General features: G+C 64.3%; 21 protein-coding genes and 1 pseudogene. 6 read left to right on the top strand and 16 right to left on the bottom strand.

Annotation, left to right across the window (positions count from 1 at the left end):
- Positions 1-242: 242 nt before the first annotated feature.
- The 10 genes from ACIU1A_RS25540 to ACIU1A_RS25495 form a co-directional block, all read right to left on the bottom strand.
- Positions 243-1,319, bottom strand: a complete 1,077-nt coding sequence (locus ACIU1A_RS25540; protein WP_140500470.1) for a 5-(carboxyamino)imidazole ribonucleotide synthase — start codon at positions 1,317-1,319, stop codon at positions 243-245.
- Positions 1,316-1,813, bottom strand: a complete 498-nt coding sequence (gene purE, locus ACIU1A_RS25535; protein ID WP_140517590.1) for a 5-(carboxyamino)imidazole ribonucleotide mutase — start codon at positions 1,811-1,813, stop codon at positions 1,316-1,318. The genes ACIU1A_RS25540 and purE overlap by 4 nt, the downstream gene beginning before the upstream one ends.
- A gap of 94 nt (positions 1,814-1,907) precedes the next feature.
- Positions 1,908-2,801, bottom strand: coding sequence for an anti-sigma factor family protein (locus ACIU1A_RS25530; RefSeq protein WP_404925558.1), 894 nt, complete (start codon positions 2,799-2,801; stop codon positions 1,908-1,910).
- The gene (locus tag ACIU1A_RS25525) at positions 2,798-3,337 is read right to left on the bottom strand and encodes a sigma-70 family RNA polymerase sigma factor (RefSeq protein WP_404925557.1); all 540 of its coding nucleotides are present in this window, start codon (positions 3,335-3,337) and stop codon (positions 2,798-2,800) included. The genes ACIU1A_RS25530 and ACIU1A_RS25525 overlap by 4 nt, the downstream gene beginning before the upstream one ends.
- A 393-nt stretch (positions 3,338-3,730) precedes the next feature.
- Positions 3,731-4,936, bottom strand: coding sequence for an aminotransferase class V-fold PLP-dependent enzyme (locus ACIU1A_RS25520; protein WP_404925556.1), 1,206 nt, complete (start codon positions 4,934-4,936; stop codon positions 3,731-3,733).
- A 24-nt stretch (positions 4,937-4,960) separates the two neighbouring features.
- Complete coding sequence (locus ACIU1A_RS25515) at positions 4,961-5,422, bottom strand: RidA family protein (protein ID WP_140649989.1); 462 nt, start codon at positions 5,420-5,422, stop codon at positions 4,961-4,963.
- A 38-nt stretch (positions 5,423-5,460) separates the two neighbouring features.
- Complete coding sequence (locus tag ACIU1A_RS25510) at positions 5,461-6,255, bottom strand: amino acid ABC transporter ATP-binding protein (RefSeq protein WP_404925555.1); 795 nt, start codon at positions 6,253-6,255, stop codon at positions 5,461-5,463.
- 2 nt (positions 6,256-6,257) lie between these two features.
- Entirely contained in the window at positions 6,258-6,908 is a 651-nt protein-coding gene (locus tag ACIU1A_RS25505) for an amino acid ABC transporter permease (RefSeq protein WP_140500483.1), read from the bottom strand.
- A 1-nt stretch (position 6,909) separates the two neighbouring features.
- Entirely contained in the window at positions 6,910-7,575 is a 666-nt protein-coding gene (locus tag ACIU1A_RS25500; protein ID WP_140500485.1) for an amino acid ABC transporter permease, read from the bottom strand.
- 95 nt (positions 7,576-7,670) lie between these two features.
- On the bottom strand, positions 7,671-8,552 hold the full coding sequence (locus ACIU1A_RS25495; protein ID WP_140500486.1) for a transporter substrate-binding domain-containing protein: 882 nt from the start codon (positions 8,550-8,552) through the stop codon (positions 7,671-7,673).
- A gap of 128 nt (positions 8,553-8,680) precedes the next feature.
- Here ACIU1A_RS25495 and ACIU1A_RS25490 point away from each other — a divergent pair, with 128 nt between their 5' ends.
- On the top strand, positions 8,681-9,475 hold the full coding sequence (locus ACIU1A_RS25490) for an IclR family transcriptional regulator (RefSeq protein WP_140500488.1): 795 nt from the start codon (positions 8,681-8,683) through the stop codon (positions 9,473-9,475).
- Positions 9,476-9,477: 2 nt separating this feature from the next.
- Here ACIU1A_RS25490 and ACIU1A_RS25485 read toward each other — a convergent pair whose 3' ends face one another.
- Entirely contained in the window at positions 9,478-9,681 is a 204-nt protein-coding gene (locus ACIU1A_RS25485; RefSeq protein WP_140550905.1) for a YdcH family protein, read from the bottom strand.
- A 240-nt stretch (positions 9,682-9,921) separates the two neighbouring features.
- Here ACIU1A_RS25485 and ACIU1A_RS25480 point away from each other — a divergent pair, with 240 nt between their 5' ends.
- The 4 genes and pseudogenes from ACIU1A_RS25480 (at position 9,922) to ACIU1A_RS25465 (ending at position 13,640) form a co-directional block, all read left to right on the top strand.
- Entirely contained in the window at positions 9,922-10,101 is a 180-nt protein-coding gene (locus tag ACIU1A_RS25480; RefSeq protein WP_097571999.1) for a YdcH family protein, read from the top strand.
- A 556-nt stretch (positions 10,102-10,657) separates the two neighbouring features.
- Positions 10,658-11,909: pseudogene (gene ispG, locus ACIU1A_RS25475) on the top strand (flavodoxin-dependent (E)-4-hydroxy-3-methylbut-2-enyl-diphosphate synthase).
- A gap of 5 nt (positions 11,910-11,914) precedes the next feature.
- Positions 11,915-12,763, top strand: coding sequence for a transglycosylase SLT domain-containing protein (locus ACIU1A_RS25470; protein ID WP_404925554.1), 849 nt, complete (start codon positions 11,915-11,917; stop codon positions 12,761-12,763).
- 64 nt (positions 12,764-12,827) lie between these two features.
- The gene (locus ACIU1A_RS25465) at positions 12,828-13,640 is read left to right on the top strand and encodes a Stf0 family sulfotransferase (protein ID WP_224619784.1); all 813 of its coding nucleotides are present in this window, start codon (positions 12,828-12,830) and stop codon (positions 13,638-13,640) included.
- Here the strand turns inward: ACIU1A_RS25465 and ACIU1A_RS25460 are convergent, their stop codons facing one another.
- From ACIU1A_RS25460 to ACIU1A_RS25440, 5 genes are all read right to left on the bottom strand, one after another.
- The gene (locus tag ACIU1A_RS25460) at positions 13,641-15,980 is read right to left on the bottom strand and encodes a response regulator (protein WP_404925553.1); all 2,340 of its coding nucleotides are present in this window, start codon (positions 15,978-15,980) and stop codon (positions 13,641-13,643) included. It lies immediately after the preceding gene.
- Between the two features lie 180 nt (positions 15,981-16,160).
- The gene (locus ACIU1A_RS25455; protein WP_404925552.1) at positions 16,161-16,403 is read right to left on the bottom strand and encodes a hypothetical protein; all 243 of its coding nucleotides are present in this window, start codon (positions 16,401-16,403) and stop codon (positions 16,161-16,163) included.
- A gap of 13 nt (positions 16,404-16,416) precedes the next feature.
- A complete protein-coding gene (locus ACIU1A_RS25450; protein WP_140517598.1) occupies positions 16,417-16,635 on the bottom strand; it encodes a hypothetical protein in 219 nt (72 codons plus the stop codon).
- A gap of 207 nt (positions 16,636-16,842) precedes the next feature.
- Positions 16,843-17,598, bottom strand: a complete 756-nt coding sequence (locus ACIU1A_RS25445) for an SDR family oxidoreductase (RefSeq protein WP_140899325.1) — start codon at positions 17,596-17,598, stop codon at positions 16,843-16,845.
- Positions 17,599-17,668: 70 nt separating this feature from the next.
- A complete protein-coding gene (locus tag ACIU1A_RS25440; protein WP_140625011.1) occupies positions 17,669-18,586 on the bottom strand; it encodes a polyprenyl synthetase family protein in 918 nt (305 codons plus the stop codon).
- Between the two features lie 78 nt (positions 18,587-18,664).
- Between ACIU1A_RS25440 and ACIU1A_RS25435 the strand changes: the two genes are divergently transcribed.
- On the top strand, positions 18,665-19,426 hold the full coding sequence (locus ACIU1A_RS25435) for a transglycosylase domain-containing protein (RefSeq protein WP_140500502.1): 762 nt from the start codon (positions 18,665-18,667) through the stop codon (positions 19,424-19,426).
- Positions 19,427-19,523: the final 97 nt, after the last annotated feature.

Raw genomic sequence — 19,523 nt, 5'->3', positions numbered from 1 at the left:
TCGAAATTTTAAGGCGCGCCAGAAGACGCGCCTTTGAACTGTGGGTGGCTCATAAACGAGGAGCCTTGTCCGTGTCAACCGCAAGCATGCCCGGTAGCGGAGATGAATGCCCGGTGTCGTCAAATATCCGCAATCGGCCAATGGCTCGGCACCGGCTGGTATGATGTGGTGGTCGCCACGTGACTTGAGAACGCCATGCGCCGAGTTTTCCTGCCCGGTAGCTCGCGGCGTCGAGATTGCTGTCAGGCGCGGCGGCTGATCCGGGTGAAATGGCCCATCTTGCGGCCGGGCCGCGCTGCGGCCTTGCCGTAGAGATGCAGCATCAGGTCGGGCTCCGCCAGCAATTCCGGAACGCGCGAGATATTGTCGCCGATCAGGTTCTCCATCACGCAGTCGGAATGGTGTCGCGGGTCGCCGAGCGGCAGGCCGGCCACGGCGCGGATATGCTGCTCGAACTGCGAAACGGTGCAGGCGGCTTCCGTCCAGTGGCCTGAATTGTGGACGCGCGGCGCGATCTCGTTGGCCAGCAGCGAGCCATCGGCCAGCACGAAGAACTCGACGCCGATGACGCCGACATAGTCGAGCGCCGACAGGATCTTCACCGCCGCTGTCCGGGCCGCCTCGGCTGTCCGGGGCGCGATCGCGGCCGGCACGGTCGATGTGTGGAGAATGCCGTTGCGGTGGACGTTCTCGGCCGGATCGTAGGCGGCGACGACGCCATCGATGCCGCGCGCGGCGATGACGGAGACTTCGCGCTCAAAGGAAACGAAGGCCTCGAGGACCAGCGGCACGCTGCCCATGGCCTCGCAGGTGCCGGCGAAGCCGCCGGCTTGCATGTCACGGAAGACGCGCTGGCCCTTGCCGTCATAGCCCATGCGCCGCGTCTTCAATATGCCGCTGCCGCCAAAGGATTTCAGCGCTGCGGTCAGCTCCCCGTCATTGTCGACCGCGCGGAAATCCGCCGTGGCAATGCCGATGCCGTTGAGAAATGTCTTTTCGGTCACCCGGTCCTGCGCCACATCAAGCGCGCGCGCAGGCGGATAGACCGGCACCTTTGCGGCGAGCGCCTCGGCGGCGGCAACCGGAACGTTCTCGAATTCATAGGTGACGACGGCACTTGCCTCGGCCAATTCGGCAAGCGCGGCGGGGTCATCGTAGGCGGCCGTGACCTGACGGTTGGCGACCTGTGCCGCGGGGCAATCCGGCTGCGGCTCCAGCACCACGGTGCGGTAGCCGAGGCGAGCGGCCGCCATTGCCAGCATGCGGCCAAGCTGGCCGCCGCCGATGATGCCGATGGTCGATCCGGCGGGCAGGCTCATTGCGTGTCCGTGGGTTCGGCCGCGACCTTGGCGGTCTGTGAGGCGCGCCAGGCATCGAGCCGCCCGGCAAGCTTGTCGTCGTTGAGCGCCAGCACGGCGGCGGCCAACAGAGCCGCATTGGCCGCACCGGCCTTGCCGATGGCCAGCGTCCCCACCGGAATGCCGGCCGGCATCTGGACGATGGACAGCAGCGAATCCTGTCCCGACAGGGCCTTGGATTCCACCGGCACGCCGAACACCGGCAGCGGTGTCATCGCCGCCGTCATGCCGGGCAGGTGCGCCGCACCGCCGGCACCAGCGATGATGACCTTGTAGCCGGCGGCCTTGGCGCCCTTTGCGAAGGCGTAGAGCCGGTCGGGAGTGCGGTGCGCCGAGACGATCAGCCGTTTGTGCGGGATGCCAAGCGCCTCCAGTGTCTCGGCGGCATGGCGCATGGTCGCCCAGTCGGACTGGCTGCCCATGATAATGGCGACGTCGGCGCGTTGATCGTCCAAGCTTCTGCTCCCGGCGACAAAGGCGCGCCTTAGCGGAATTCGGCGGCGGCGGCAAGGATGCGGGGCATTGCCGGGGTCCGGCCGGGAAATCAGCCTATGCCGCAGCCTTGCGGAAGCGGGCAACGAAATCGTCGAGTTCGGGCCGCTCCATGTCGGAGATCGCCCAGTAGGAGAAGGCGCCGTCGCTCCACTGCACCAGCGAAAAGCCGCCCGAGGAAAGATCGTCAGGCTCGCTGGCCTTGCCGCCCTGCTGCGGTTCGGCGACCAGCGTGATCAGATGCTCGCGGTGGCGGTAGACAAGTGCCGGCACCGGTCGGCCGGAAATCACCTCGACCCGGCCGCCGATCAGCGCAAAACCGTCCTTGGCAAGATCCGGTGCCGGCGGCGACACGCCGATCCGGGCGTCGAGCCAGGGCTTTACCGTGTGGCGGTCCGACGAGACGATATCGATCGGGCTGGCGGCAAGCAGGCTGCGGCGATGGCCGCTGGCGACCGCCGCGGCGAAGCTGTCGGACGCGCCGTTGACCATCACCCATTGCGTTGCCCCGCTGGCCAGCACCGCGCTGATCATGATCGAGGCGGCAAGAGCGCGCCAGTCGAACGAACCGAAGCGGCGCGCTCGACTTGGCGACAGCCGCGTATCGGCGTTTCGCCTCTGGCCTCTCCCGCCCGGGGCAAGCACCCCCGGGAGCACCGGCGAGCCCTGCTGCGGCTTGGCCGTTTCGCCTGCCGGCTGCGCGGTGGCCGCAGTGCCAATGGCCGCGATGCGCGCGCGAAAGGCGTCGCCGACATCTGGGCGCGGCAGGCGGCTGACCGCGCCCCGCAAGGCCACGATGCGGGCATGCTCCGAGGCAAGCCGCGGATCGGCCGCAATGCGCCGCTCCACCGCAAGCGCGGCCGCTGCATCAAGTTCGCCATCGACGAGGGCGTGGATCATCAGCCTGATGCCTTCCGGATCATTGGGCAGTCCATCGTCATGCATGGTCATGGCGCTCTCCCCAGGTCAGACATAAGCAGGCTCCGCGCGCGGGCCAGCCTGGACATCACCGTGCCCATCGGCACGCCGAGCATGGCCGCTATCTCGCGATAGCTGAGGCCGCTGATGTCGCGCAGCACAAGCGTCTCGCGAAACGGCTGCGGCAGGGCTGCTATCGCCGTTTCAAGCGCCACCGTGTCGGCCTTGGCGATCAGGCTTGCCTCCGGACCATATTCGTCCGGCACGCTGATGCCGTGTGCCGCCGCCATCTCGTCGAGATCGCCGAGATCACCGACGGCCAACATGCCGCGCGGCCGGTTGCGCGACATCCAGGTATAGGCGGTGTTGCGCACGATGGTCAGCAGCCAGGCGCGGGCATTGCCGCCGGCATAGCCTGATATGCCCGCATGCGCCTTTATGCAGGCGTCCTGCACGACGTCCTCGGCATCGGCGCCATTGCCGGTCAACCAGCGGGCAAGCGCCAGCGCGTCACTGAGATGAGGCAGCACCACTTCGCTGAAGCGCTCGGCTCGGGCCTTCTCGCTCAAAGCAGCACCATCCGATACTCCACGAGGAACAGGCCGTGCGCTTTCAAGCAATACCGGCGGTCTCGCCCCGCCCGTGCGGGCGAAACCCTCGGCAACAGGCAAAGCCGCCTGCCGTGGCGAAAGTGAATTCATCTGCGTCACCAGTGTCAAGCGCAATGGGAAAGCCGGGAGAGAGGCCGGTTGAGGTCATGCGCTCCAGCACATGGCGGCCGACGCCGCGCCCATGTTCGCTGTCGTGTTCATGATGACGGACATGCGGATCTCCTCAACGCCTGTAGCGGCCTATGTCGAGGAGACCCGTTGCGGCCGAGATTTATTCCCGCCGCGTACGCATCCGGCTGTTCACAGTCACGTGATCAGCCGGTGCTTTGGGTTCGTTGGTCCGCTTGGCGCTCAATCCGGCCAGCGCAAGGCGCCGGAAGAGACCTTGCGAGCAATCTTCATGGCGTCGGCGGGCCGGTCCTTCGCGGTCAACAGGGCGCGCAGCCGTTCGGCGACGATTTCCGCCTCTCCGGGATGAAGATTGCAGGGGTCGAGGAAGAAATGGCCGCGTTCGACCTCGTGATTGCGCACGATGATGGGCGGCGATCCACCGGCAAGCGCCGAGGCAAGGCCGGCGGCGGTGAAGCGGCTTTCCGGCAGCACGAAGACCTGCAGGCGGTCGAGCGGGTTGGAGGTCGGGTCGGGAATGATCTCCGCGCCAATGCCCGGGATACCCTGCAGAGCATCCTTCCAAAGGTTGAGGGCGGCCTCTTCGCGCCGGCGGATGCCGGCGTGGTCGCGCTTCTCCCATGCCTCGAGCGCGGCCATGGTGCCGGCGATGCTTTCCTTGCCGACCTTCATGGCGCGGGCGACGCCGCGGTTCTGCAGATAGGCGGCGCGCACCAGATCCTTGCGTCCGGTGACGATGCCGCTGGTCGGGCCGCTCAGGAATTTGTGGCCGCTGTAGATGACGATGTCGGCGCCACGCGCCAGGAAGCCGCGCAGGTCATATTCGGAAGCCGCGTCGACGATCACCGGCACGCCCCTGGCGTGGCAGATCTCGCAGAATTCCTCCAGCGACAGCATGCCGTACTGCACGGTGTGATGCGCGACGACGTAGAGGCCTGCCGCCGTTCGCTCGTTGATCGCGTCGCGGACATGATAGTCCTGCGTGACGCTGACCGTGCCGGCGGGCACCACCCTGGCGCCGGCAACTCGGACCGACTGGTCGATCGAGGCGCCGTAGTTGACGATGTGGCCAAGCTGGATGATCACCTCCGACCTGAGGTCGCCGGTGTCGTCCGGCAGGCGTTCGATGGCGAGCAGGTTGGTTCCCGTCATCGCGCCGGCGATCGCCATGGTGATGCCGCTGGCGCAGCAGGCGGTGATGAAGCCGGCCTCGCCGCCGGTGAGGCGCGCGACGACGGCGCTTGCGGCGCGCTGCAGATCGTCCATCTCCACCCATTGCGATGCCATTTCAGACATCGCGCTGATCGCTTCAGGCACAATGATCGACGCACCGAGCGCCGTCATCGTGCCGGAGACGTTGATGATCGGACGAAGGCCGAGCCGTTCGCGGATCGTCGTGTTGGAGCCGGTGTCGGAATAGGTTTTCATGTGAGCAATCCCGTGGATGACAGATCAGGCAGCGATCTCGACGACCGCTTCGATTTCGACGGTGATGTTTCCGGGCAAGGAGCCGACGCCGATCGCCGAGCGGGCATGCCCGCCGATCGTGGTGAAAACGTCGGCGAAAAGATCGGAGCAGCCATTCACCACTTTGGGGTGGTCGCTGAAAGTCGGCGTGGCATTGACGAAGCCGAGCAGCTTGACGACACGCACGACGCGGCCGAGATCGCCGGCGGCAGCATGCATGACGGCAAGCAGGTTGAGGCCGGTAAGGCGGGCATGCTGATAAGCCTGCTCCACCGTCACATCCTCGCCCACCTTCCCGGTGCAGAGCGTGCCGTCGGCCCGCAGCGGTCCCTGGCCGGACAGGAAAATCAGCCGGCCGCTCTCGGCATGGGTAACGAAGTTGGCGATGGGCGTCGGTGGCTCGGGCAATGTGAGGCCGAGTTCGGCGAGCCTGGTGTAAGGCGTCATGGAAGAAAACTCCTTGGGATGGTGTCAACCATCCAATGTCAGAAATGCGAGGCGCGGAAGCGCGCCAGGAAATTGCGCAGACGCTCATTCTCGGCGTCTGCTGCGAGAATCTCCTTCGGCGGGCCGACCGCGCCGACGCCGCCATCGGCCATGAAGACGATGCGGCTCGAGGCGTCGCGGGCAAAGGCCATCTCATGCGTGACCATCACCATCGTCATGCCGTCCTCGGCGAGGCTGCGCACCACTTCAAGCACCTCGCCGACGAGTTCCGGATCGAGGGCGGAGGTTATCTCGTCGAGCAGCAGGATTTTCGGCCCCATGGCCACGGCGCGCGCAATTCCGACGCGCTGCTGCTGGCCGCCGGAGAGCTCCGCCGGCAGGCTGTCGGCCTTATGGGCAAGACCGACGCGGCCGAGCCAGTGTTCGGCAATCGTGCGCGCCTCCACGGTGCTTTTGCCGCGCACCTTGGTGAGGCCGAGCATGATGTTGCCGGCGGCGGTGAGATGCGGAAACAGGTTGAAGCTCTGGAACACCATGCCGGTCTCGGCGCGTATCGCGGCAAGGTCGCGTTCGCTGCGGCGCTGGCGGGCTCCGGTTTCTCGGAAGCCGACCTCCTTGCCGTCGATGCGGATGGACCCGCTGTCATAGCTCTCCAGGAAGTTAACGCAGCGCAGCAGCGTGGTCTTGCCGCTGCCCGAGGGCCCGATGACCGTCACCACCTCGCCGCGCGCCACGCGCAGGCTGACCGAGCGCAGGACCTGGACGGCGCCAAAGGATTTGGACACATCGCGGATGTCGAGAAGGGCCGGGGCATCGTTCGAGCTTGTGGACATTGCTATTCCCGGATGAAGGAGAAACGCCGCTCCAGCCGCCTGCTGGCAAGCGAAAGCGCATAGTTGACGGCGAAGTAGATGAGGGCGCCAAGGATGTAGAGCGGCATGGCCTCATAGGTGCGGCCGATGACCTGGTTGATGGCCTGCATGAGATCGGTGATGCCGAGCAGCGAGACCAGCGCGCTGCCCTTGACCGCGTCGGTGACGCCATTGATCCAGGGCGGCAGGAAACGCCTGAACGCTTGCGGAAAGATGACATGGGCCAGCCGCTGGCGGAAGGTCAGGCCGATCGCCATTGCCGCCTCCGATTGTCCCTTCGGGATGGAGCCGACGGCGCCCCGGAGATATTCGACGACCTGGGCTGTCTTGAACAAGGTCAGCGCCAGCACGGCAGCCCAGAAGGACGGCAGGTGAAGCCCGACGGCCGGCATCCCGTAGTAGACGAAGAAGATGAGCACCAGGATCGGTATGCCGCGAATAGTGTCGCTGAAGATGCGCACCGCCCAGCGCGCCGGCGCCGGGCCATAGACCAAGCCGACGCCAAGGACGACACCGGCGACGAGCGAGAACGTCACGACCAGCAGCGACACCCAAAGCGTCAGCGCAAAACCCTGAGCTAGGAAAGGCAAGGCGTAGGCGATCTGGCCAAGCATGCTAGTGCACCACCTTGAACCAGCGTTCGACGAGCCGGAGCGCGTAAAGCAGGGCGTAGCCGGTCAGCAGATACATCGCCGTCACGACGAGATAGACCTCGACGATGCGGAAGGTGTTGAAGTTGATCCATTGCGCGCCGAAGGTCAGTTCGGGCACCGAGATGACCGAAGCGACGGAGGTGTCCTTGAACAGCGATATGAAAGTGTTGGAAAGCGCCGGCAGCGTGATGCGCAGCATGGTCGGCAGGCGCACATGGAGCAGCCTTTGCCAGGGCGTCAGGCCGATCGCCTTGCCGGCGTCTAGCTGGCCGCGCGGCACCGCTTCGAGACCGGAGCGGAACACCTCGACCAGATAGGCGCCGCTGTAGAGCGCCAGCGTGGCGACGAACGAGGTTTGCGCGCTGTAGGCGATGTCGACCACGGTCGGCAGGCCGTAGAAGACGAGATAGACGAGCAGGATCAGCGGCACGTTGCGGATGAATTCGACGTAGGCGGCGATGATGCCGCGCACCATGCGTCCGGCCGACACGTACCAGACCGCCAGGACCAGGCCGATGACGATGCCGATGGCGATCGAGATGACGGCGAGCTCCAGGCTGAGCAGCAGGCCGCCCCACAGCTTGTCGAAATGCCGCCAGATCAGGTTGAAATTAAGCGCATAACCCATGCGTCGGCCTCAGTGCTCCCGATGTGACGCAAAGCTGGCCGCGTCGCCAGGAAAAAGGGCGGAAGGGCGCCGGCGGCGCCTTTCCGCCGATGACGTCAGATAACCGGGAAGCCGGGATGGCGCGCCGGCGGCTCCTGCCCGAAATAGTCCTTGAACGCCGCGTCGTAGAGCGCCGTTTCATGGCCGAACATGGCGATGGTGAAGGTCTGGTTGACGAAGGTCAGCCAGTCGAGATCGCCTTGCCGGAGCGCTGCGCCATAAAGCATCGAGTACCAGCTCTTGCCGGCATCGAAGTATTTGTCAGGATTGCGCGAGGCGAGCCAGCGCACGGTGGAGAGGTCGACGGCAGCGGCATCGGCACGCTTGGATTCCAGTGCCTGCAGCACGTTGGCCTGTGTATCGATCTGCATCACTTGCGCCTCCGGCAAGGCAAAATGCACCGAAGATTCGGCGTCGACATTCTGCAGGATGGAAACGCGCGTCGCCGAGCCCGCGGCAAGCAGCTTGTCGAAGGTCTTGTTCTCGGCGCCGGGCAAAGTCAGCAAGGCGACGCCCTCGACGTAGTAGGGCCTGGAGAAGTTGATCAGCTGCGAGCGCTGCGCGGTCATGGTCATGAACTGGATGGTGATGTCGACCTTGTTCGTCGTCACGTTCGGAATGCGCTGCGCCGGGTCCTGCATGACGAACTCGACCTTGGCCGGGTCATCGAACAAGCCCTTTGCCAGGATGCGCCCCATGGTGATGTCCATGCCGACGAGTTCGCCGGCATCGTTCTCGAAATGCCATGGCGCATTGGTGCTTCCGGTGCCGACAATCAATTTGCCGCGCTCCAGCACGGTGCGTAGCAGGCTATCGGGCGCAGCCTGCGCCGCCGCCTTCTGGACGTCGACCGTTGCCGCCGCGCTCATGACGCCGGCCGTTGCCAGTCCGGCCATGCCCAGTTTCAGAAAATCACGCCTTTTGGATGTGTCGTCCACAGCGACCTCCTTTCGTGTTGTGTTCCCCTACGCACAGGCAAACGCGCACCCGGATCGTTACAGAAATTGTCTCTTACAAGGGACGAGTGTATCCTGTACAAGACAGATACTAACATCAGGAACCGACAATGCAAGATGGCAGCGCCTTGGCGGTCTCAGCGGACGCAAAGATTTCGGTCTCTCGGGAGAAGGGCCTCAACCGGGTGCTCGAGATTCTGGAGTTCCTTCATTCGACGCAGCGCGCCATCGGTATCGGCGACCTCGCCAAGGGGGTCAACGCGCCGCGTTCGACCACCTACACACTGGTGCGATCGCTGGTCGATGCGGGCCTCCTGGAGATGGCCGGCGACGGCAACCGCGTCTATTTCGGTAAGAAGCTCTATCTCTATGGAATGGATTATGTGCGCGGCAACGACCTCTTGAGGCGAGGACGCCAGGAGGTCGACAACCTGTCGCGCGAGACCGGTGAGACCTCCGAACTGTGCATGCTGCAGAGCGGCCGCTACACGATCGTCCACTCGAGCCCGGGCACCCGGCCGTTCCGCATCAGCTCCGCCACCGGATTGCAGATTCCGCTGCCCTGGACCGCGTCAGGCAGGCTGCTGCTCGCCGGCCTCGAACAGGCCCGGATCGAAGCCATGATATCGGAAGACGACCTTATGCTGCCCGATGGCCGCAGATTGCGGCTGGACGATTTCATCGCCGACATAGCGACGGCGCGAGCCACCGGCTATTGCATCACTTCGGGGCTCGTCGACGCCTATACGAAATGCCTCGCCGCGCCGGTGTTTTCAGCACCCGGCACCGTCGAGGCGACGATGTGCCTGGTGGTGCCCATCGACACGTCGCAGGAGAAGACAGGCGAACTCCTGGCCCTGTTGCGCGAACGCGCGGCGCGGCTTTCGATCGCGGCCTGGACCTGAAGTCAGGCGATGATGTCCGGGATGATCTTGTCTTCCAGCTTCATCAGCCGATCCTTCAGCGCAAGCTTCTTCTTCTTCATGCGCTGGATCTGCAGCGGGTCGCAGTTCATGGCGATCATCGCATTGATCGCGGCGTCGAAATCGGCGTGTTCCTGCTTCAGCCGGGAAAATTCGAGGCGAATATCGGCCTGTTCCTGATCGGACATTCTCTACCGTCTGCACGTCTGCGGCGCCCAAAGCTGGGCCTGATTGGGCGGGGGGTGGCACTCTCTGCCACCGGCGCGCAGCCCATATCACATTTCACGTTGTCGTGGAATGCTACCACGGATCATTCGACATCGCTGCGCGAAGGTGGCACACTGTCATTGTGCCGTCACAGAGCGAGCCTGCGGTGGACGCGCCTTTGGCGGCTGCAATCGAGGAAATCATGAAAGGGAGAACCAATCATGTCTCTTGCATCCCATCTTGATGAGTTGCAGCGGAAACACGGCGACATCGAACGCGAGCTCGATGACGCGATGAATCACCCGTCGGTGGACGACCTCGAAATCGTGAATCTCAAGCGACGCAAGCTGGCAATCAAGGACGAGATTGAAAAACTGAGGGCCAAACCCACGACGCATTGATGCCCCACTGACATAACCGCTCACCATTCGGGTCTTTCCTGCCGGCGGCAATTGCCGCCGGACTGGTGGTTTTGATCTTCGGTTTCAGGTCGACCATCACAGATATTCGTACCAAACAGAGGCCTTCCGACTTCCTAGTCCCAGGACGAGCAGGGGCGAAGCTCGTCGCGGCTCCCCTTTACCGTAACTGACCGAAGAGTGCAGCGGAGCAGAATTCCGCCTTGCCGCGGCGCTCTGAGGTCAGGGCTTGGCTTCTGGGTCTGCGCCGCGTCGCTCTTCTCCTTGTTCCTCCCGGAATGACGGACTCGTTCCGGGAAAGACAAAGCGATGGGGCCTGCCAATCGCCAGGTAGCCGATTGGCCGACGCAAGCGAGCGATAAAAGTCGGGCGCCGAGCAACCGGCGGCGGCATCGATTGCGGCCAGTGGCGACCTGTCGCCATTGACAAGCCATCTTTGCTCCTCCACCTCATGCCCGGACTTCAGCGCATCGGCCCGGAGCGTGCTTTTGTGCGTCCAAGTGGACGCGCGGCGCTCCAGAGATTAAAGGCTGCCGGCATGACCGGATATTATTCCTTCCCCTTCCCGCGCCGCACCTCGGTTGGCGTCGATGTGGGCGGCGTGGTGGTTGGCGGCGGTGCTCCCGTCGTCGTGCAGTCGATGACCAATACGGATACCGCCGATGTCGACCGGACGGTCGCCCAGGTGGCGGCGCTGCATCGCGCCGGCTCCGAGATCGTGCGCATCACCGTAGACCGCGATGAAAGCGCCGCCGCCGTGCCGCGCATCCGGGAACGGCTGGCGCGGCTCGGTATCAACGTGCCGATTGTCGGCGACTTCCACTATATTGGCCACAAGCTCCTGGCCGATCATCCGGCCTGCGCCGAGGCGCTGGCCAAATACCGCATCAATCCCGGCAATGTCGGTTTCAAGGACAAGAAGGACCGGCAGTTCGCGGCAATCGTCGAAATGGCGATCAAACATGACAAGCCGGTGCGCATCGGCGTCAACTGGGGTTCGCTCGACCAGGAACTCCTGACCCGGCTGATGGACGACAACCAGGCCCGCGGCTTTCCGTTGACCGCACAGCAAGTGACGCGCGAGGCGATCGTGCAGTCGGCGATCCTCTCGGCCGAGATGGCCGAGGAGATCGGCCTTGGCCGCGACAAGATCATCCTCTCGGCCAAGGTCAGCGGCGTGCAGGACCTGATCGCCGTCTACACCGAGCTCGCCAGCCGTTCCGACCATGCGCTGCATCTCGGCCTCACTGAGGCCGGCATGGGCTCGAAAGGCATCGTCGCCTCATCCGCCGCCATGGGCATACTGTTGCAGCAAGGCATCGGCGACACCATCCGCATATCGCTGACGCCGGAGCCGAATGGCGATCGCACGCGCGAGGTACAGGTGTCGCAAGAATTGCTGCAGACCATGGGTTTCAGGCAATTCGTGCCGATCGTCGCCGCTTGCCCCGGCTGCGGCCGCACAACCTCGACCGTGTTCCAGGAACTGGCCCAGAACATCCAGGCCGATCTCAGGAAAAACATGCCGGCGTGGCGTGAGAAATACCCAGGGGTCGAGAACCTCAAGGTCGCCGTGATGGGCTGCATCGTCAACGGCCCGGGCGAGTCCAAACATGCCGATATCGGCATTTCGCTGCCCGGCACCGGCGAGACGCCGACAGCGCCCGTCTTTGTCGACGGCAAGAAGGCGGCGAGCGCTGCGCGGACCCTCGATCGCGCAGGATTTCGAAAAGATGGTCGCCGACTATATCGAACAACGATTTGGTCGCGGCAAGGCCGCGGCAGAGTAGGTCGAATGCTGCGCTTCCTCCCGGTGGCGCTGATCCTGCTGTGCGGGTGGCCTACCCTGGTCCAGGCCGATCCGCCGCAATCGGCCAAGCAGCGGCTGATCGACAAGGTCTGCAACCTGATCCAGGCCCATGCCGACCAGAACGGCCTGCCCAGGGATTTCTTCGCCCGGCTGATCTGGAAGGAAAGTCGGTTCGATCCCAACGCCGTCAGTCCGGTCGGCGCCGAAGGAATCGCCCAGTTCATGCCGGGGACCGCCAAGATGCGCGGGCTCGCCAATTCCTTCGACATCAACCAGGCGATCCCGGCCTCGGCGAAATACCTCGCCGAGATGAAGACCAGCTATGGCAATCTCGGCCTGGCGGCCGCCGCCTACAATGCCGGCGAAAACCGGGTCTCGCGCTGGCTGGGCTCGGGCGGCTTCCTGCCGATGGAAACCGAAAGCTATGTCTTCGACATCATGGGCGAGCCGGTCGATAAGTTCGCCGACCGCGCCTATGCCGGAAGCGTGCGACCGCTCGACGCGAAATCCGATTTCGTCGCGGCCTGCCGTAAGCTCCCGGTGATCATGTCGCGCACGGTGACGATGGCTTCCATCAACATAAAGCCGTGGGGAATCCAAGTGGCCGGCAATTTCCGCCGCAGCGCCGCGGTCAACCAGTGGCTCAGGGTGAGGGGCCGCTTCCCGGCCCTGCTAGCCGGGCATGATCCGGTGGTCAGCCGGGTGCGCACGCCGATCGGCCGGCGCGGCATCTACGCGGTCAGGATCGGGGTCGACGACCGTGCCGCCGCCGGCGCTATCTGCCAGAAATTGCAAAGTGTCGGCGGGGCATGCGTGGTGGTGCGCAACCGATAGCGGGTGTGTCGTTGCGGGTGAAGGGGCGATAAAAATGACGGCCGCGGCTATAGGCGACCCTGGATTGGCCGGCATTGCCCTGCCTTCAACGAGTAATGAGGGCCGCAGGATGGTCGACGCATATGTTATCTGCGGCACGCCCAGGACCGGAAGCACTTTGCTGTGCAAGCTCCTGGCCTCCACGAAGGCGGCGGGCGATCCTCATTCGTTCTATCGGCGGCAGGACGTGCCCGAATGGGCCGAAGAGTGGGGGCTGCCCGGCCGCGACACGATGGGCGAACTCGAATTCAATGCCGCCTATCTCAATGCGGCCATCGCCGCCGGCAAGGGTGGGACCGGCATTTTCGGCCTGCGCCTGATGCGAGAGAATCTGGATGAGCTTTCAGCGATACTCGACCGGATTTTCCCGGGGCTTGTCTCGGATAAAGCTCGTTTCGAGAGGGCTTTTGGCCGTGTTCTCTACATACATCTGTCACGCGAGGACAAGCTTGCGCAGGCCGTATCGCTGGTCAAGGCGCAGCAAACCGGCCTTTGGCATGTCGCTCCCGATGGCACCGAACTGGAAAGGGTGGGACCTCCCGGAGAACCTCGATATGATTTCGGGCGGATCAAGGATGAGGTTGCCGGGCTCGATGGTTATGACACTGCCTGGAACATGTGGTTCGCGGAGCAAGAGGTAATCCCGCTGCGGATCGGCTATGAGCGCCTGTCGAGCGATCCGGTTGCAACGTTGGCGTCCGTTTGCGACGCCTTGGGGGTTCAGGCACCGGATGCTGGGGATATAAGACCCGGCGTCGCAAGGCTTGCCGACGAGACAAGCCTCGACTGGATGCGCCGTTATCATCTGGATGCGGCGTCCGAGGCGTCGACGGTATAGCTATGCCGTCTTCGCCACCACCGTTTCGCTGAGCCAGGTGCCTATCTTGGCGCCGAGGCGGTCGGGTGAAACCGGCTTCGGCAGATAGTCGTCCATGCCGGCTTCGATGCACTTGTCGCGGTCGCCCTTCAGCGCATGCGCGGTGACGCCGATGATCGGAATGTGGCTGCCATCCGAGGCCTCCGTCGCCCGGATGGCGCGGGTCGCCTCGTAACCGTTCATCTCCGGCATGGAGACGTCCATCAGGATCAGCCTCGGGCGCAACGAGCGGTACATCTCGACCGCCGTGCGGCCGTTGCCGGCTATACGATAGCTCAAGCCCAACCCGTTGAGAATCTGGCCGAACACCAACTGGTTCACCTCGTTGTCCTCGGCGATGAGGATGTCGATCGGACCGTTGGGCGCGACCGTCGGTTCCGGCACGGGGACGGCCGGCATTGCCGGGCCGCGGATGACGGTAAAGGCGGGCGGCGCCGCCTGCGGCAGCGCCGGTACAGGTTCGCGAACGAACTGCGCCCTGCCGACCTGCGAGCGGGCTTTCTGGACGACCGAGATGACGGTGCCGAGCAGGACCGCGGAGCGCGCCGGCTTGGTCAGGTGCGCGGCAATGCCGAAATCAATGATCATCTTGCCGAAATCGACCTGGTCGACCGAGGTCAGGAGCACGACCGGTATGGCCGACAGCCGGCTGTCGGCGGCAATGGCTTTCGCGACATCGGCGCCGTTCATACCGGGCATCTGGTAGTCGAGGATGATGCAATCGACGGCGGCCCCCAGCTGGCAGGCGCGGTCGAGGAAAGCCAGGCCGACCGCACCGCTTTCGGCGGCGGCGCAGTCGAAGCTCCAGCTCCTGAGCTGTTCGAGCAGGATCTCGCGGTTGACCGGATTGTCGTCGATGACCAGAACGCGCGCGCCGGTGACGTCGACCGGCACGATCTCGTCGCGAGCCCCGGCACGATGCACGGGCAGGGGCAACGCGAACCAGAATACGGAGCCGCGGCCGATCTCGCTCTCGACGCCGATCTTGCCGGCCATCAGGTCGACGAGGCGGGCGGCGATGGCGAGACCGAGGCCGGTGCCCTCGTGACGGCGGGTCGAGGAGCCGTCGACCTGGGCGAATTTCTCGAACACGTTCTGCAACTTCTCGGCCGGGATGCCGATGCCGGTGTCCTCGACGCGCAGCTTGAGCTGGACGACATCATTGACGGTTTCGCCGCCGACGTCGATCAGCACATGGCCCTTCTCGGTGAACTTCACCGCGTTGCCGAGCAGGTTGGTGACGATCTGGCGGAACCGCCCGGCGTCGCCGACGACGTAGGCCGGCAGGCGCGGGTCGACGCGCACGATCAGTTCGAGGTTCTTTTCGGCGACATGGGCGGAGACGAGCGTGGCGACATCCTCGACCGCCTCGGCAAGGCGGAACGGCGCCGGGTCGAGCGTGAGCTGGCCGGCATTGATCTTGGAGAAATCGAGGATGTCGTTGATGATGGTGAGCAGCGCGTTGCCGGATTTGACGATGACGTCGGTGAAGGTCTTCTGGCGCGCGGTCAGCTCGGTCTTGGCCAGCAGCTCGGCCATGCCGAGCACGCCGTTCATCGGCGTGCGGATTTCGTGGCTCATATTGGCGAGGAATTCCGATTTGGCGCGGTCGGCCGCCTCGGCCTTGAACAGCGACTCGGCGGATTCGGCGAAGGCGCGGCGGATGGCTTGCTCCATCGGCCGGAAGATCCAGAAAGCGGCGATGGAGAGCACCGCGAACAGCAATCCGCTCGCCCACAGCAGCAGCCGGTCACTGGAGGCATCGGCCAAATGGCGCTCGTCGTCCATGGCGGTGCGGACGCGGACCAGCATCGGCTGGGCAAACAGGTCGTTCTGGTTGCGGATTTCGCGATAGCTCCACTCATCGACCTTCTGCGCCACCGACATCAGGTTGAAGTTTCGAATCATGTCGCGCGGAGACCAGAACAGGTCGCCATTGACCGAAGCGGATTCGAGCTCGTTGATCGTCTTTGTCGACAGGCGTGGACGCAATGCGGCGATCTGGGCCGCAAGCGTCCCAATCTCGCTGGTCAGGCGTTCCGAATGGCCACGCGCCGACGCGGTCAGCGCATCGCGCGTCTCCGCTCGCCAGGCGGTTCCCGTCGTCTCGGCGAAGCTGGTCGCGTTGCGCAGATCGCGGGTAAAGATGACAAGATTGCTGCTCAGGGCATCGATCTGGTGGCGGAAGGAATTGACGCGATCAAGTGCGAGCATGATCGCCAGCGAAGCCAACGCGAAGATCAGCAATCCTGAGAGATAACGGCTCCGGATGGACCGTATGAAGGAAGAATATTCCGGCATGCGCAACCCCAACACATACGCATTATTTTAACGGTCGGGATTACGCTTGATTTACATTAAGATTTCGTTCTGGCGACCGAGAATTTCGGATTCCCGCCGAGCCTCCCATGTAGCCTGCCGGCTGCGCCGAGATGAAGGGCCGCGGCCACTTCAAGGGACGGTCAAGCTTCGGATATTATTTCAATCCGCGGGCCGTTTGTGATGCCGGGATTCCTGGTTCGAGCCGCGAAGCATTTCACGGTCATCGGCATCGACCAGATCGACGTCGCCGCCCCTGAGCGACTGGCCCTGCTGGCGAGCCGTTCTTTCCTGGTTCGACCGCTTCAGTTCGTCCTCGGCGTTGAAATTCTTGTCCGCATTCTTGGTGTTCACCCGCTCCTCGATGATTTGCACCTGCTGTTCGTGGGTCTTCTTGCCGGTCATGGGATATCTCCCTCTATTTGTTCGTCCGGCCGGTCTGGTCGGGGTTCACACCGCCTTGCGGGGTGGTGTCGTTCTCGACATCGCCCCGAAAAGTATTTTCGCCATCGAGTTCCTCGTCGTCGTCAAGAATGTCGCCACCCTTGATGGTGCCTTTGGATGCGCCGATGCCGGGATCGTTGCGCAAGTCGCGATCGCTTGGCCTCGGCTGTTTGCGATGCTTGTTGTCGTTCATGGGTTGCCTCCTGCTTCTGGTCCCGAACGTCGCGACGGGTGCAATTGTTCCCGAAACGCAAGGTCCCCAAACGCTCTGGCCGGGAGTGAGGCCACCGCAGCCGCGTATCTTCGAACAGCGGAATGCTGCCACGAGTGATGTCAGCTCCGCGTCAACCGGTTATCGATCGGGCAGCATTTGGCGCGCCTGCCTGTTCGGCGCGGCGGATCAGATCGACGCTGTGATGCCGCCGTCCACATAGAGAATATGGCCGTTTACGAAAGAGGAGGCATCGCTGGCCAGGAAGACGCAGGCGCCGACCAGTTCCTCGACCTTTCCCCAGCGGCCGGCTGGCGTGCGCTTTTGCAGCCAGGTGCTGAACGCAGGGTCGGCGACAAGGGCAGCGTTGAGCGGCGTATCGAAATAGCCGGGTGCAACGGCATTGCATTGCAGGCCATGTTTGGCCCAATCCGTAGCCATGCCCTTGGTCAGGTTGCCGACCGCGCCTTTCGTCGCCGTGTAGGGCGCGATGCCCGGACGGGCGAGCGCGGTCTGCACGCTGGCGATGTTGATGATCTTGCCGCGACCGCGCCTGATCATATGGCGCGCCACGGCTTGGCCGACATGGAAGACGCTGGCGACGTTGGTCTGCAGCAGGCGCTCGAACGCATCGGCGGGAAACTCCTCGAGCGGCGCGCGGAATTGCATGCCGGCATTGTTCACCAAAATGTCGATCGCTCCGCCGTCCAGTTCGAAACCGTCGACCGCCGAGCGAACCGCTTCATGATCGGTAGCATCGAAGGCCAGCTTTTCCGCTCCGGGAATCTGCCTGATCGCGGTGGCGAGCCTTGCCTCGTCACGGCCGTTGAGGATCACCCTGGCGCCGGCTTCGGCCAAACCCTTGGCCAAGGCGAAGCCTATGCCTTGCGAGGAGCCGGTTACGAGGGCGGTGCGCCCGCTGAGATCGAACAATTTGGTCGACATCGAACCTGATCCTCCCGATTGGCCCGTTAAACAGAAACCTTCACGCCAAGCCTCGGGGTCTGCCCCGATCTCAATTGTTGCGCGTCGCCACGAAGGTCGCGGCTGCCTTCAGCAGGCCGGCCTGCTCGCCATAGGGTTCGAGCAGCGCATGCGCTTGATGGACAAGGCCATGCAACTGGGCGCGTGCCCATGCCTCCCCGTGCAGCGCCACCAGCGTTGCCTTGCCGGCGGCGGCGTCCTTGCCCGTCGCCTTGCCCATCTGTGCGGCATCCGCGGTCAAATCGAGAAGATCGTCGGCAAGCTGGAAGGCAAGCCCGATCGCCGAGCCGAACTCGGCCAGTCTTTCGCGATCCCCGGCAGGCACGCCGGCGACGACCGCGCCCGCCTCGCAGGCAAAGCGGATCAGCGCACCGGTCTTCATCGCCTGCAGCCGGATGATCCCGGCCTCGTCCGGCGCGATGCGCTCGGCCTCGAGGTCCAGCGTCTGGCCGCCGACCATGCCGCCGGCCCCGGCGGCGCGGGCGAGCGCCAGCACAAGGGCGGCCCGCCGCTCCGCCGGCAGCGCCGTAGTCTCGTCGGCGAGGATGTCGAAGGCAAGCGTCAGCAGGGCGTCGCCGGCGAGGATGGCAGTCGCCTCGTCGAAGGCCCTGTGCACGGTAGGCTGGCCGCGGCGCAGATCGTCGTCGTCCATCGCCGGCAGGTCGTCATGGATCAGCGAATAGCAGTGCACGCATTCCAGTGCGGCCGCCACGCGCAGTGCCGCTTCGCCGTCGGCGGAAAACAGGGCCGCGCTTTCCATCACCAGAAAGGGGCGCAGGCGCTTGCCGCCGTTGAGCACGCCGTGCCGCATCGCCGCCATAAGGCGCCCGGGCCGCGCGATCTCGCCCGTGAGCGCGCGGTCGTCGAGCAATCGCCGCAGCAACGTCTCGACGGCGGCGGCCCGTGCGACGAGCGCCGTTTCGAACGCCATTTCATCGTCATTCGTCATGGCCCGGACCGGTAGCCGACACTCAGACGTTGCGCAAGAAGACAAGCGCCATTATGCCGGGGGAGGGAGAGACACGGGTTGGGCGACTTGGCGGAACCGATCGTCGATCATGAAACCGAAAAGCTGGACATGGCGACGAGATCCCGTGGCGTGAACCGTCGTGCTCTCAAACGCTGGGTCCGGCGCGGTATCGTCGTGGCTGCCGTGCTGGCGCTTATCCCTACGGTGCTGACCTTTCTCTATCTGCCGTCTTTCGTGCATCCGGTGTCGACGCTGATGCTGAAGGATCTTGCCACCTTCTCCGGCTATGACCGCCGCTGGGTGTCGATCGACGACGTGGCACCGGTGCTGGCCAATTCGGTGATCATGTCGGAGGACGGACAGTTCTGTTTCCATCGCGGCGTCGACCTCGGCGAATTGCGGGGTGTCGTCGACGACGCGCTGGCCGGCGAGGGGACGCGCGGCGCCTCGACCATCACCATGCAGACGGTGAAGAACCTGTTCTTGTGGTCTCGTCCGCTGGGCACGGTTCGTAAAGTGGTCGAGTTGCCGCTGGCCGTGTATCTCGACGCGGTGATGTCGAAGCGGCGCATCATGGAAATCTACCTCAACATCGCCGAGTGGGGGCCGGGCATATACGGCATCGAGGCGGCGGCGCGGCACCATTTCGGTATTTCGGCAAAACAGCTGTCGCGCCGTCAGGCCGCGCTGCTTGCCGTCAGCTTGCCAAATCCGATCGCCCGCAACCCGGCCAAGCCCGGGCCGGGGCTGAGGAGGCTGGCCAACCTGATCGAGCGGCGCGCCGGCCGATCCGGCGCTTATGTCGGCTGCCTCCAGTAGCCGACATAAAAAAATTCGCGGGCAGCGCTGGCCAAAACGGCACCGGGCGTGTATAGGCACCCGACTTTCTCAGATTCCGGCCCCTGACACGGCCCTT

Source organism: Mesorhizobium maamorense (assembly GCF_044998965.1).
In the GTDB taxonomy this organism is placed as follows: domain Bacteria; phylum Pseudomonadota; class Alphaproteobacteria; order Rhizobiales; family Rhizobiaceae; genus Mesorhizobium.
Note: the sequence above shows the minus strand (reverse complement) of the source record. Positions and strands in the feature narration are given on the sequence as shown.

Bases quoted from the DNA above. Each gene is read 5' to 3' on its own strand.
- ACIU1A_RS25515 (WP_140649989.1), bottom strand. From the start codon at position 5,422: ATGACGCCTTACACCAGGCTCGCCGAACTCGGCCTCACATTGCCCGAG.
- ACIU1A_RS25540 (WP_140500470.1), bottom strand. From the start codon at position 1,319: ATGAGCCTGCCCGCCGGATCGACCATCGGCATCATCGGCGGCGGCCAG.
- ACIU1A_RS25445 (WP_140899325.1), bottom strand. From the start codon at position 17,598: ATGTCGACCAAATTGTTCGATCTCAGCGGGCGCACCGCCCTCGTAACC.
- ACIU1A_RS25455 (WP_404925552.1), bottom strand. From the start codon at position 16,403: ATGACCGGCAAGAAGACCCACGAACAGCAGGTGCAAATCATCGAGGAG.
- ACIU1A_RS25500 (WP_140500485.1), bottom strand. From the start codon at position 7,575: ATGGGTTATGCGCTTAATTTCAACCTGATCTGGCGGCATTTCGACAAG.
- ACIU1A_RS25530 (WP_404925558.1), bottom strand. From the start codon at position 2,801: ATGACCATGCATGACGATGGACTGCCCAATGATCCGGAAGGCATCAGG.
- ACIU1A_RS25470 (WP_404925554.1), top strand. From the start codon at position 11,915: ATGCTGCGCTTCCTCCCGGTGGCGCTGATCCTGCTGTGCGGGTGGCCT.
- ACIU1A_RS25490 (WP_140500488.1), top strand. From the start codon at position 8,681: ATGCAAGATGGCAGCGCCTTGGCGGTCTCAGCGGACGCAAAGATTTCG.
- ACIU1A_RS25450 (WP_140517598.1), bottom strand. From the start codon at position 16,635: ATGAACGACAACAAGCATCGCAAACAGCCGAGGCCAAGCGATCGCGAC.
- ACIU1A_RS25480 (WP_097571999.1), top strand. From the start codon at position 9,922: ATGTCTCTTGCATCCCATCTTGATGAGTTGCAGCGGAAACACGGCGAC.
- ACIU1A_RS25505 (WP_140500483.1), bottom strand. From the start codon at position 6,908: ATGCTTGGCCAGATCGCCTACGCCTTGCCTTTCCTAGCTCAGGGTTTT.
- ACIU1A_RS25460 (WP_404925553.1), bottom strand. From the start codon at position 15,980: ATGCCGGAATATTCTTCCTTCATACGGTCCATCCGGAGCCGTTATCTC.
- ACIU1A_RS25440 (WP_140625011.1), bottom strand. From the start codon at position 18,586: ATGACGAATGACGATGAAATGGCGTTCGAAACGGCGCTCGTCGCACGG.
- ACIU1A_RS25510 (WP_404925555.1), bottom strand. From the start codon at position 6,255: ATGTCCACAAGCTCGAACGATGCCCCGGCCCTTCTCGACATCCGCGAT.
- ACIU1A_RS25485 (WP_140550905.1), bottom strand. From the start codon at position 9,681: ATGTCCGATCAGGAACAGGCCGATATTCGCCTCGAATTTTCCCGGCTG.
- ACIU1A_RS25520 (WP_404925556.1), bottom strand. From the start codon at position 4,936: ATGAAAACCTATTCCGACACCGGCTCCAACACGACGATCCGCGAACGG.